This is a genomic window from Paraburkholderia sp. (assembly GCF_036488795.1).
Taxonomy (GTDB): Bacteria; Pseudomonadota; Gammaproteobacteria; order Burkholderiales; family Burkholderiaceae; genus Paraburkholderia.
The window spans coordinates 19,063-31,315 of the sequence record NZ_DASXHA010000002.1 but is presented as its reverse complement, the minus strand read 5'-3'; the positions used below and the strand labels follow the sequence as shown (position 1 = coordinate 31,315).

Sequence of the window (12,253 nt, the reverse complement as noted above, 5' to 3'; positions counted from 1 at the left end):
AGCCCGCTGGCAAGTCTTTCCGCTGCTCCGGTTCCATCCGAAGATTTCCGACTTCACTTACAATCGGCAACCCACGTATCGCGTTGGGATCGTTCGTCGTTTGCTGTCTCGAAATGTAGGCGAATACCAATATGGCTCCCATCGCATGAATGGCATGCCGGTCATGTCGCGGTGCTTATATCGTTTAAGGCACGGCGGCAGGCGCTGCCGGGCCGCGTGTTTACACCTACGGTTGCGAGTCCGTTTGTGGTAAGCCTCACGCAGGTCGATGCGCGCGCCGGGAGCGGGCAGCCCTCTTCTGGATGCAGTGCAGGCTCGCGGCTGCACCTGCGCCAACATGCCGTCGTGCCCTATCAGACGGGAGCGGCCCGCCCTGCGGGTTAAACTCTGACGCGTACGCCGTTTCAATTGCAGCGGCGGCAGGTGCAGCGCAAAGCGTGCACCGCCGCACTGGCCCATGGAGTCCTTCTTGATGAGTGGCGGCTTTCCACGTTCCGCTTTTTGTGCGCCCCCAGCGTTCCGCTACCTGATCCTTGTCGTCCTTGCGGCCCTTGCCCTCCCGGGATGCAGCCTGTTGCGCGGGCCGCAGCAGGCGCCCATCACCGAGGCAGTGCCGGTCCTCGTCGAACCGGCCAGTTCGGCCCTCGTGGCCGGGCCGCCGGAGACGACGCCGCCGGAGGCGACCGAGCCCGAGGCGCCGAAAAAGCCGAAGCGCCCGCCTGCTCCGCCGCGCAAAGTGGAGCCGCCGCCACCGCCGGTCGCCGCGCCCGCGCCGCCGCCGCCCCCACCGCCGCCGCTCATCACGACGCGGCTGCTGGACCGCAACCAGGTGCATGGGCTGCTGGATAGCGAAGTGCAGAAGCCGGATGGCAAGGTGGTCGGCCGCGCCGTGGATATGGTCACGGACGCCGCCGGCAAGCCGCAGGAAATGATCGTGAATCTGCTGGGCTTCCTCGGCGTGGGCGATCGCAAGGTCAGCTTCCCGTGGAACGTGTTCCGCTTTACGCCGACCACCAAGGCGCCGATCACGCTCAACCTCGCGCCGGGTCAGGTGCCGCCCGCCGCGCACCCCAAGGACGTCGCGACCGTCGCCGCGCTGGCCGGCAATCCGACCGCCACACAGCTGCCGATGCTCGACTCGACCGTCGAGCGGCCCAACGGCGCCAAGGTGGGCCGCGTGGTGGACGTGCTGATCGACGACAGCGCGCAGCCGCAAGCGGTCGTGCTCGACGTGAACAGCCTCGTGAGCACGGACCGGCGCACGATCGCGGCGAACTGGTCGGCGCTGCGCTTCGTCACCAAGGACAAGGAGCTGCATCCGCTGCTGGATCTGAGCGACGCGCAGCTTGCCGCGTCCCCGCTGTATGCGCCGGGCCAGCCGATCCGCGCCGTGTCGCCGGCACCGCCCGCGCCATCGCCCGCCTCGGCCCCTGCTGCGGCTGCACCATCTGCACCGGCTAGCGCCCCGTCGTCCTCTGCTGCTGCGGCTTCGACCGCCAAGGCGGTCCGATGACAGCACGGCAGATGGTTACCGCTCGCAGCCTGCGGGCACTCGACTGGATGAACTTTTTCGTCGCCAATGTGCAGACTGGCTTCGGACCGTTCATTGCGTCCTACCTGGCGTCGCACAAGTGGACCCAGGGTGAGATCGGCATGGTGCTGTCGGTCGGCACCATCAGCGCGATGGTGAGCCAGGTGCCGGCCGGCGCCGCCGTCGACGCGATGCGCAACAAGAAAGGCGCCGCCGCCTGGGCGATCATTGCGATCATTCTGAGCGCGGTGCTGCTGGCGGCTAGCCCGAAAATGCTGCCGGTGATCGCCGCCGAGGTCTTCCACGGCTTCGCCAGCTGCATGCTGGTGCCGGCCATGGCGGCCATTTCGTTCGCGCTGGTCGGACGCCAGAACCTCGGCGACCGGCTGGGGCGCAATGCGCGCTGGGCGTCGATTGGCAGCGCGGTCGCGGCCGGGCTGATGGGTCTGTTCGGCGAGTACTTCTCGTCGCGCGCGGTGTTCTGGCTCACCGCCGGACTGGCGATGCCGGCGCTCGTCGCACTCAGCATGATCCAGCACACCGGCACGGTGAACCCGTTGCCGCAAGCCGCGCCGGACCCCGACGCCGACGCAAAACGCGAGAGTCTGCGCGAGTTGCTGCGCGACAGGCGCATGCTGATCTTCGCCGCCTGTATCGTGCTGTTCCACCTGTCGAACGCGGCGATGCTGAATCTCGCCGCGGGCGAAGTGACGGCCGGCATGGGCGACAACGTGCAACTCGTGATTGCGGCCTGCATCATCGTGCCGCAGGCAATCGTGGCGATGATGTCGCCCTGGGTCGGACGTTCGGCGCAACGCTGGGGCCGGCGGCCGATCCTGCTACTGGGCTTTTCCGCGTTGCCGGTGCGTGCGCTGCTGTTCGCGGGCATCAGCAGCCCGTACCTGCTGGTGCCGGTGCAGATGCTCGACGGCCTGAGCGCCGCGGTGTTCGGGGTGATGCTGCCGCTGATTGCCGCAGACGTGGCCGGCGGCAAGGGACGCTATAACCTGTGTATCGGCCTGTTTGGGCTGGCCGCGGGGATCGGTGCGACCCTGAGCACGGCGGCGGCGGGATTCATCGCCGATCACTTCAGCAATGCGATCAGCTTCTTCGGTCTCGCAGCAGCGGGCGCGCTTGCGGTGCTGCTGGTGTGGGCCGCGATGCCCGAGACGCGGGAGACGGAAAGCGTGCCGCGCGCGGAAGGCCTGCCCGAGGCGCACTAGGTTTTCAAGCCGCACGAGGCAGATCAAGGCCGGTGTCAGCTCAGTGAGCGGCACCGGCCTTTTTGATCCGCTGAGGCGCAGCGGCAAAGAAGCCCCGTTGCGTTTTCAATCCAGAAACTCCGTTGCCCGCTGGCGCAACGCCGCCCCGAAGTCGTCCAGCCAGCCAATCGACAGGCGCCAGCTTTGCCAGTACAGATCCACGTCGATGGGTTTGCCCGGCGCCATATCCACCAGTTCGCCCCGCTCCAGATGCGGCAGCACCATCCGCTCCGGACACATGCCCCACCCCATCCCCGTCGCGCACGCACGCAGAAAGCCCGCGACGTGCGGAATCCAGTGCAGCGGCGGGTCCAGTTCCGCTCGCGTCACGCGCCGCATGAAGCGGGTCTGCAACTGGTCCTTCGGAGTGAAGGCCACGCACGGTGTGCGCCGCAGCGACTCGCGCGTCACGCCGCCGGCGAAATGGCGTTCGAAGAAATCCGGCGCGCACACCGCGAGGTAACGCATGCGCCCAAGACGCGTCGAGCGGCAGCCCTGGACCGGTTCGGCCTGCGTCGTCACGGCGCCCTGCACGCTGCCGTCGCGAATCAGCTGCGCGGTGTGATCCTGATCGTCGATCACCACGTCGAGCAGCATCTCGCGCTCCACGCAAAAGCCGGCCACGGCGTCGATGAACCACGTGCCGACGCTATCGTCATTGACCGCGACCCTCAAGGTCGGCCACGACTCGACCAGCGCGCCCGGCAGCGCCGGCAAACGCCCGCTCAGTTCGGACTCCAGCAATTGCACGCGCTCGGTATGCCGGCACAGCAGTGCGCCGGCGGTGGTCGCCTCGCACGGTTGCCCGCGTTTGACGAGCACGCTGCCGACCCGCTCCTCCAGCAGTTTGACGCGCTGCGATACCGCTGACGGCGTCACGTTCAACTCACTGGCCGCGCGGTCGAACGAGCCGTGGCGCACCACGGCGGCCAGTGCATCGAGCAAGGCATAGTCCAGCATTAGCGTTCCTTAATCAGCATTATGAAAATTAGCTTCTCTTACTCACTGCCAACCCGCAGACTAGTCCCAATTCGTCTCACCCGTCTACCGGATCGATCATGAACTGGCTGTCTTTTTCTCACGGCGCGGCGCTCTGCGCATCGCTGATCGTGACCATCGGCGCGCAGAATGCCTTTGTGCTGCGCCAGGGCATCATGCGCTCGCATGTCGGCAAGATCGTGCTGCTGTGCACGCTATCGGATTTCATTCTGATTGGCGCGGGCGTGGGCGGCGCGTCGGTACTCGTCGAACGTTATCCGGTGTTCGTGCATGCGATGCTGTACGTCGGTCTCGCCTACCTCGCGTGGTTCGGTATCAACGCGCTGCGCCGCGCGCTGCGGCCCGCTCATGCAGTGCTCGACGTCGAAGGCCCGGACGGCGGCGGCCCCGGTGCACCCGTCGCACAGCGCGCCATGCCGATCGTCCTCATGACGCTCGCCTTCACCTGGCTCAACCCGCACGTCTATCTCGACACCTTCCTGCTGATCGGCACTGCGGGCGCGCGTGAGCCGCAAGGCGCGCGATTCGCTTTCGCGCTCGGCGCGATGGCGGTCAGCGCGGTATGGTTCGTCGGCCTGGGTTACGGGGCACGCATGCTCGCTCCGCTGTTTCGCCGCGCCACGGCCTGGCGGGTGCTGGACGGCGCGATCGGCAGCATGGTCTTGCTGCTCGCCGTCACGCAGTTGCGCTAAATGGAGCGACGCTCCGCTCAGGTCCCCGATGCGGACCTGAACCTGATCGAAATTTCAGAACTGCTTTGACACGAGCCACGCAGCCTGGGATCGTCCACACGGTTGCCTCAAAACCGGCTAAATCCGCCCAAATCATTTAGCAGTGGATAGAATGCGCGGTGGGTCGCGCGCGCCTTGACGCGCCACCTTTCGCCCGCCTTTCACTGGCGCATTCCTCTTATCCTTCGATCAAGCGTCGCATGAAGAGCAGCATCATGAGTCTGGCGGTGAGCCGCCATCACCGCGTGGCCGCTTGCATCATTGCGGGCTTTATTTTGTGTGTGGTGCTGGCCGTGCTGCCGGTTGCCGCCGTCGTCGAGCCGACCATACCGGCGTTCTTGCCGCTGTTCGCGATGGCCGTATTCGCCACCGAGGGCCTCACCGCGTATTTGTTGTGGACGCAATTCATGATCACCCGCCAGGCGTTTCTCGGCGCCCTGGCGGGTGCCTATGCCTATACGGCGGTGACCGTGGCGATCCAGCTGCTGGTGTTTCCCGGCGTGTTCGCGCCGACCGGCCTGCTCGGCGCCGGGGCGCAGAGCGCCGTCTGGATCTGGGCGTTCTGGCATCTCGGCTCTCCGCTATTGATGGTGACCGCGCTCATGCTGCGCCGCGCCTTACCCGCGTCCTTGCCCGAGCGCGGTCTACGCCGCGCCGGCCTGGCGTTGCTGGGCGCCCCCATGATGCTGTCGCTCGCGCTGTGCTATGTGGCCATTCGCCATGCAGAGTGGCTGCCGCAACTCGTCGATGATCACTCGTACCGCCGTTTGCTGCATGCCCCGTCCGGCATCGGCATCGCCCTCATCACCGCCGGCACGCTGCTCTATCTCGTCTTCACCACCCGCTTGCGGACCATGCTCGATCTGTGGCTCGCCGTGGCGCTATTTGCCGCGCTGGGCGATGTCGTCGTGTCGATGGTGGCGAACTCGCGTTTCAGCATTGGCTGGTATGTCGCACGGCTCGAATCGGTGCTGGCCTCGAGCGCGGTGCTCGGTGTCTTGATCTGGGAAATCAGCCACCTGTATCGCGAGCTGCACGCGGCCAATGCGCGCCTGAGCGAGTTCGCGGCGCGCGATGGCCTGACGGGCATTTATAACCGGCGCTACTTCGAAGAACGCTATCCGCTCGCACTCGCCGGGGCCCACGGGACGCAGCGCGCGCTGTCGATCCTGATGGTCGACATCGACCATTTCAAGCGCTTTAACGACACGCTCGGGCATCTGCGCGGCGACGAGTGCCTGATTGCCGTGGCCAATGCGTTGCAGGCAAGCCTGCGGCGCTCGGGCGACTTCGTTGCGCGCTTCGGCGGCGAGGAGTTCGCCGTCGTGCTGCCTGATTGCGAGCGTGAAATGGCGGCGCGCATCGGCGAAAATCTGCGCGAGGCGATTGCACGGCTCGCGGTTGCCGCGCCGTTTACCGACGCGGGCCGCGTCACGGTCTCAGTCGGCGTGGCGACCTCCAGCGTCGACGCCCAGGCGCCGGCGGCCGACCTCCTCGCGCAGGCCGACGCGGCTCTCTATCGCGCCAAGGAAGCCGGCCGCGACCGCGTCTCGATCTGGCCGGCAGCGCCGCGCGCGTTCGCGCCGGCACCCACCATCCAGCGCCGTCTGTCCTGATGCTGCGCGCCGGCTCGAAGCACGCGCGCCTCGATCCGGTCTCCCGTCGCAACGCTGCGCGCCGCTGGGCATAGGAGTTGCTCAATAAGGCACGGCGGCACCGTGCAAAGCCTGGGCATTCAGGACAGGCGCACGCAGACCCGTTCGGCCAGCCTTCGATATGTCAGCAACCTTCCGAGGAGATGCCCATGCTTCGCTATGCAGCAATTTTCTTCATCATCGCCATCATTGCCGCGGTGTTCGGCTTTGGTGGGATCGCCGCGGGCGCGGCAGAGATCGCCAAGATCCTGTTCTTCATTTTTATCGTGATCTTCCTGGTGACCTTGCTGATGGGCGTGGTCCGACGCTGACGGCGGCTTCGATCAGGCAAGCCGCCGCTCTTTGACCTGCGGACGAAACCAGGCAAAGCGCGGACGCGGGCCGCTTCGTATTGCAATAGTTGCCGATCCTGATTGCAATACTTGCGGCCCGCGCGCCATTCATGCACTGCAACGCGAAAATCGACGCGCCTTGGATGAACTAGACAGCAGCCGCTGCCGGATTCAGTTCGGCGTGCAGCACGACCAGCCAGCGCTTCGGGCAGTCGGCGGCAATCTGTAGTCCCGATTGACCATCACGCGCCGCCGCTACAAAGCCTTTGCCCTTGGCAAAACCAAACGCACGCCGCGCATCGGACTGCAACCACAACGAGATCAGACCGCACGTCACAAAGCCGAACGCCGCCGTAATTTGCGGCGACGCGGCCGCGTCGATCTGCTGTGCACACACGCTAAACAGTGTGGTCAAGATCTGGCTCGATACGATCGCAATCAGCACGACCTTCAGCATGCCTCGAAACATCGAAGCGGGTCTTTGGCGCACCATCTTTATCTTCTGTCCTTCTCTGCAGTTCGATTGCCTGAATCTGGCTGGGCGCGCTTGCGCCCTCATGCTTTTCAGGCCGCGCGGGCGATCTGCCGGCGCGGCAGTTCGAGCCGCTGCGACCAGGTCGCAAGCGTGCGCGCGACCACCGCTGGTTTGCTGAGGATCGCGCTGTCGTAGCATTTGCCGTCAAAGCGCACGAAGTCGACGATCCGAAACCCGTGGCCGCGATAGAACGCAATCAGATGAGCGGCGGGCTGCGGTGTGTCGAGCGCGAGTTCCGCATAACCGCGCGAGGCGGCCCAGTGATCCGCAAAGGCGAGCAGCATGGTGCCGATGCCGCGCGCCTGCCATTCCGGTTCGACCCCGAACTGCCGCAAGCTCGCCATGTCGCCGCGCTGGTACAGTTCGCACGGCGACTCCTGATCCGGCGCATAGAGCGTCATCGTGCCGACGATGCGCCCATCGCACAGCGCCACATAGCAGGCGCCGCGGCTTGCCCGCGCACGCGTCACGGCCGTGCTTTGATCGACGCAGGTGCAGTTGAGTCCCATCGCGCCAAGCCGGCTAAAAGCCCGATGCAACATGGTTGTCAGCGCATCGAATGAGTCGCGTGCCGGATCGAAGCGTCGCAGCTCGATGTGGCCGAAACGACCGTTAGCCTGGCGGACGTGGCCAACGCGTGAGGGCTGCTGCTGCGCTGCGGGTTTGTTCACCTTGACCATCCACATTCATCTGGTTGATCGAAGTGTAGGTTTGGCGGGCCGGGCGCCGCAAGAAAAAATGTCGTAAAAAATCGCGGCGCGCGGTTGCAGCGGCGGGGACAGTGGACGGCGTTGAGGCGGCGCCTAAGCGTAATACTCCGCTTCGTAAAGGCGCTTGCCGGCCTCGTCCTTGGCGGCGAGGATCGGCGCAAATTCGATCGGCCAGTCAACGCCGATATCCGGATCGCTCCACAAGATGCTGCGCTCGTGCTCCGGAAACCAGTAATCGGTCGACTTGCACAGGCACTCGGCCATATCCGACATCACCACGAAACCGTGCGCGAAACCAGGGGGCACCCACACTTGCCTACGGTTTGCCGCGCTCAGATGAACGCCGATCCATTTGCCGAAGTTGTGCGAACTGAGGCGAATGTCGACTGCCACGTCGAACACTTCACCCGCGACCACCCGCATCAGTTTGCCCTGTGGATGCTGGATCTGATAATGCAGCCCGCGCAACACGCCGCGCCGAGAGCGCGAATGATCGTCCTGGACGAAATCCACCCCGCCGGCGACGTAATTGGAAAATTCAGCAGAATTGAACGTCTCGAACGCGCTGCCCAGATCGTCGCTGAACAACTCGGTCTCCACTATCTTGACCTCCGGAAGCGCCGTGCGCGTCACCTTGATACTCATGGCACTCGATCCGTAATGAGGCGCCGCCATTGCCTGCCGCGCATACGCGCTGCGGCTGGCCGGCCGTTCGGAGCCGCCTCTCGCGGCGTGCGCGACGGCGTTCCGCACCGCATGCAAATAGCGTGTGCTCATGCTGGCGCACCTGCTACTCTGCGCGTGATCGCCAGATACTGCTCTGCGGTGTCGTTCAGCGTGAGCCCCGCCAACGCGCGTTCCATGCGCGGCTGACGCAACGCACTCAACAGCGCCTGCGCATAGGCAGGAGTGTCAGCCGTATCGAGTAACTGCACGCCGGGGAACTCACGCGCGAAAGAGAACGCCTCGATCGCGCTCGCCACGACTGGAATCCCGGTTGCCAGTGCTTCGAGAAATGCGATGCTATGCCCTTCCGAACGTGAGGGCATGGCGAATACGGTGGACTCGGTCAAAAGCCGTGACACGTCACCGCGCGGGCCATCCACGACAACGCGCTCCGTGAGCCCCAGCTCACGCACCCGCTCCTTAACCGCCGCGAAATAGGCAGAATCTTCGATGACGCCGATCAACAGCAGTCGCGCCTCGGGCATCAGCCTGCTCGCCTCGGCAAACGCGCTAACTGTCTGCAACTGGTTCTTCACCGTCGTATAGCGGCCAATCTGCACGATCTGCGGCACCCGGCCCGCGCTAATGTTCTGGGCACCCGGCGTACAAACGAAGCGGCTCGTATCCACGCCGTTCGGGATCACCTGCATCAGCGGATGCCGGCCAATCGCGGCCACATAATCCTTGACGTTGGTCTCGGACACACCGACCACGGCACCCGCGCGGCTCGACAGCAGGCGCTCGACGCGGCGAAACATCGAACGCTCGAAATCGTTCGCCGCCGAATGCATCACGTAGATCACCGGCACGCCGGTCGGCAAGACACGCGCATAAAACGCCGGGATGGTTGCGTGCGCAAGCAGTACGTCGGGCTTGAAGCGGCGAATCGCCTGATAGAGATGCCACAGCTTGCCGGGACTGCCGTGGGTTTTTGCGGGGAAAAGGCAGGCCACCTCATGCGTTTCGAGCTCACTGCGCATCGCGGCGAAGTCATCATGTTGCGGCAGCAACGATGTCAGTCCGACCGCATCGCCGTGCAGACGCTGATGCACGGCAAGATCCTTCGCGAGCACTTCGGCTCCCGACAGGCGCGGCGCCAGCACCAGGTGAAGAACTCGCATCAAGGCCTCTTCATGATTCGGTAAAACATCCAGCCGGCGGCGGCGGACAGACCGGCCGTCATCGCCCACGCCACGCCGGTCACGCCCCACAGATGCGTGGCGGGCGGCACGATGATCACCAGCGCAATCACCTGCAGCACCGACGCCTGCGTGGCCGCCTTGGGCTGGCCGACTGCCCGCAGATAGGCGACCAGCATCGCAATCACCGCGCCGATCGCCATGTTGATGACGAAGATGCGGAACAGCGGCACGGCGGACATCCACGCCGGTCCCAACACGAACATGAAGAGCGGCCCGGCCGTCCATCTCAACACCAGCACCACCACGATCAGACCGATCACAATGATGGTCAGGTAACGCATGAACAGCCTGGAGGCCGAACCATCCTCGCGACGATGATGCGCGGAGAAAGTCGGAAACAGATATTGACCGAGCGCGATCGCGGCATCCGCGAGCAACATCTGCGCGAGCTTCGACGACATCTGGTACGCGCCCAGTGCAACCGGTCCGAGCAGCTTCGCGACCAGCACCTTGTCGAACTGGTTGAGCAGCAGATTGACCACGCTGCCCGCCCAGATCCAGCGGCTGAAATTCACGTAATGACCGATGCCGTGCCACGCGAGACGGATCGGCGGCCGCGGCCCCATGGTGGCCCACGTAAGCCCGGTTTTGAGGGTTTCGCCGGCGATCATGCCGATCAGCACGGCAAACGCGCCCGCGCCGCCCCACGCGCACGCGAGACCGATCGCGCAATCGGCAAAGGCGGCAGAGGTTTCGACGCCCGCTAGCTGCTGAAAGCGCCGTTCGCGCTGGACCATGTAATAGGCGGGCGATGCCAGCCCGCGGATCAATGGCAATGCGGCCGCCAGTTGCAGCAGCACGAGCGAGCCGCCCAGATGGAACTGCGCATTCATTAATGGTGCCAGCGCGATCAGCAACAGTGCAATCAGTGTGCCGCGCGTGGTCAAGGTGGTCCAGACCGCACCGAGTTCCGAGCGGGTCGGCACGCTTTTGGATTGCACCACGGCCTGTGCAAGACCGGTATCGCTCAAGGATTCCGCAATCGCCACGGCCAGCAGGGCAACGCTCACGCTGCCGATCGCCGCCGGCCCGAGCATGCGCCCAATGGCGAGAAACTTGATCGCCACCAGACCGCGCACGACAATCTGCTGGATCAGGACCCAGGTCGCCGCACTGCCTCCGAATGCAGGTCTCATCGAGACAAGCGGAACCCTTATCGATCTCACGGATGCCCTCCCCTTAAGCATGCGCCAATCATGCCTGACACGGTAACGCGCCTGTTTATGCGGGGACCGCCATCTCATAGCCTATATCGGCCCCGAGCAGGTTCGCGACAATGTTTTTCGCTACCTTGGCGGCATGACAAAAGACACCATCCTGGTCATCGAACCAGACTTCTCCGGACATCGCTGGCGTTATGCGGAATGGGCCGCTCAGGCGTATATCGAAGCGGGCTACCGCTGCGTGATCGTCACGTCCTCTGCTAACGCGACGCATCCGCTTGCGCAGCGTCTTGCCGCCGCGGGCCTCGCCGACCTGCAGATCACCTTTGTCGAGGAGCCCACCGACGCGCCCCGCACCGGCCTCGGCTCGATCACCTATGTGCGCTACGTGCGGCTGTTCCAGCACCTGTATCGCACGGTCAGTCGCGAATACGGCGTGGCGCTGGTGATGGTGCCGTATGCCGATTACTTCCTCTACGCGCTGCCGTTCTTCGGCTCGCCGTTCGGGACGACGCCGTGGGCCGGCATCACCATGCGCTCCACGTTCCATCACCACGAAGCCGGTGTGCGGGCGCCGCGCCGTCCGCTCGTCAATGCCGTCAAGGCGCAGCTATTTCGCCGCGCGATTCGCGCGAGGGGGCTGAAGACCCTGCTGACGATCGATCCCACGCTGGTCGACTGGTGTGCAAGCCATCCTGAAGCGGGCGCCGCGCCGGTCCAATATCTGGCCGACCCGTCGCCGGATGCGCGCCTGACGGACCCGCTGCTCGCCCGGCAAAAGCTGGGGCTCTCCGCGCACAGGCAATACGTGCTGGTGTACGGCGCGATCAGCGAGCGCAAAGGCGTGTACGAACTGGTTGAAGCACTCAATGTGCGCGACGACGCACCCACCCTGGTGATCGCGGGTTCCCAGGATATGAATGCGCGCGCAACCTTACAAAAAGCCCTCGCGCAACTGTCACCCTCGCCTGTCGTGCTCGATCGCTTCATCGACAACGACACCGAAGATGCGCTTTTTTCGGCGTGCGATGTGGTGTGGCTCGGCTACAAGGGGCATTACGGCATGAGCGGCGTGCTGGTGCAGGCCTACCGGTTCGGCAAGCCGGTGATTGCGACGGCCGATGGACTGATTGGCTGGTTCTGCCGCGACGGCGCACTCGGGCCCTTGATCGACGACCTCTCGACCGACTCGATCAACACGGCGCTGGATACCGCACTGGATCCGGACATCATCAGCCCGCAGGCTGGCGTGGCAGGGCATCTGCTCGAACGCAATACACTCGCCCATTTCAAGCTGACGCTACAGTCGGTGATGCGCGAGAATCCGGACGTGCAGGCGCAAAGTAGCTTGCAGCCTCGGGCCGCGGCAACCTGAAGACCAACTCGAACAAACCGACGCGCGCTGCA

At 64.9% G+C, this 12,253-nt stretch carries 12 protein-coding genes; 6 read left to right on the top strand and 6 right to left on the bottom strand.

Annotation, left to right across the window (positions count from 1 at the left end; translation table 11 throughout):
* Positions 1-472 precede the first annotated feature (472 nt).
* Together VGH41_RS00200 and VGH41_RS00195 are read left to right on the top strand one after the other, a co-directional pair.
* Entirely contained in the window at positions 473-1,513 is a 1,041-nt protein-coding gene (locus VGH41_RS00200; RefSeq protein WP_331595319.1) for a PRC-barrel domain containing protein, read from the top strand.
* Entirely contained in the window at positions 1,510-2,754 is a 1,245-nt protein-coding gene (locus tag VGH41_RS00195) for an MFS transporter (protein ID WP_331595284.1), read from the top strand. Before VGH41_RS00200 ends, VGH41_RS00195 begins: the two co-directional genes overlap by 4 nt.
* 105 nt (positions 2,755-2,859) lie before the next feature.
* Here VGH41_RS00195 and VGH41_RS00190 read toward each other — a convergent pair whose 3' ends face one another.
* Complete coding sequence (locus tag VGH41_RS00190) at positions 2,860-3,753, bottom strand: LysR family transcriptional regulator ArgP (RefSeq protein ID WP_331595283.1); 894 nt, start codon at positions 3,751-3,753, stop codon at positions 2,860-2,862.
* Positions 3,754-3,851: 98 nt separating this feature from the next.
* On the opposite strand from VGH41_RS00190, the gene VGH41_RS00185 reads away from it, so the two are divergent.
* From VGH41_RS00185 to VGH41_RS00175, 3 genes are all read left to right on the top strand, one after another.
* The gene (locus VGH41_RS00185; protein ID WP_331595282.1) at positions 3,852-4,484 is read left to right on the top strand and encodes a LysE/ArgO family amino acid transporter; all 633 of its coding nucleotides are present in this window, start codon (positions 3,852-3,854) and stop codon (positions 4,482-4,484) included.
* A 239-nt stretch (positions 4,485-4,723) separates the two neighbouring features.
* A complete protein-coding gene (locus VGH41_RS00180) occupies positions 4,724-6,139 on the top strand; it encodes a GGDEF domain-containing protein (protein ID WP_331595281.1) in 1,416 nt (471 codons plus the stop codon).
* 188 nt (positions 6,140-6,327) lie between these two features.
* A complete protein-coding gene (locus VGH41_RS00175) occupies positions 6,328-6,489 on the top strand; it encodes a DUF1328 family protein (protein ID WP_331595280.1) in 162 nt (53 codons plus the stop codon).
* 169 nt (positions 6,490-6,658) lie between these two features.
* Here the strand turns inward: VGH41_RS00175 and VGH41_RS00170 are convergent, their stop codons facing one another.
* The 5 genes from VGH41_RS00170 to VGH41_RS00150 all read right to left on the bottom strand — a co-directional run bounded on the left by VGH41_RS00170 (position 6,659) and on the right by VGH41_RS00150 (position 10,819).
* Complete coding sequence (locus tag VGH41_RS00170; RefSeq protein WP_331595279.1) at positions 6,659-6,979, bottom strand: hypothetical protein; 321 nt, start codon at positions 6,977-6,979, stop codon at positions 6,659-6,661.
* Positions 6,980-7,074: 95 nt separating this feature from the next.
* Positions 7,075-7,725, bottom strand: coding sequence for a GNAT family N-acetyltransferase (locus tag VGH41_RS00165; RefSeq protein ID WP_331595278.1), 651 nt, complete (start codon positions 7,723-7,725; stop codon positions 7,075-7,077).
* Between the two features lie 123 nt (positions 7,726-7,848).
* Positions 7,849-8,400 (bottom strand): dTDP-4-dehydrorhamnose 3,5-epimerase, encoded by a 552-nt coding sequence (gene rfbC, locus VGH41_RS00160; protein WP_331595277.1) that lies wholly within the window; start codon positions 8,398-8,400, stop codon positions 7,849-7,851.
* A gap of 128 nt (positions 8,401-8,528) precedes the next feature.
* Positions 8,529-9,602 carry a glycosyltransferase family 4 protein gene (locus tag VGH41_RS00155; protein ID WP_331595276.1) on the bottom strand — a complete coding sequence of 358 codons (1,074 nt, stop codon included), beginning with the start codon at positions 9,600-9,602 and terminating at the stop codon, positions 8,529-8,531.
* Complete coding sequence (locus VGH41_RS00150; protein WP_414696551.1) at positions 9,602-10,819, bottom strand: oligosaccharide flippase family protein; 1,218 nt, start codon at positions 10,817-10,819, stop codon at positions 9,602-9,604. The genes VGH41_RS00155 and VGH41_RS00150 overlap by 1 nt, the downstream gene beginning before the upstream one ends.
* A 163-nt stretch (positions 10,820-10,982) precedes the next feature.
* On the opposite strand from VGH41_RS00150, the gene VGH41_RS00145 reads away from it, so the two are divergent.
* Positions 10,983-12,221, top strand: a complete 1,239-nt coding sequence (locus tag VGH41_RS00145) for a glycosyltransferase (RefSeq protein WP_331595274.1) — start codon at positions 10,983-10,985, stop codon at positions 12,219-12,221.
* Positions 12,222-12,253 lie beyond the last annotated feature (32 nt).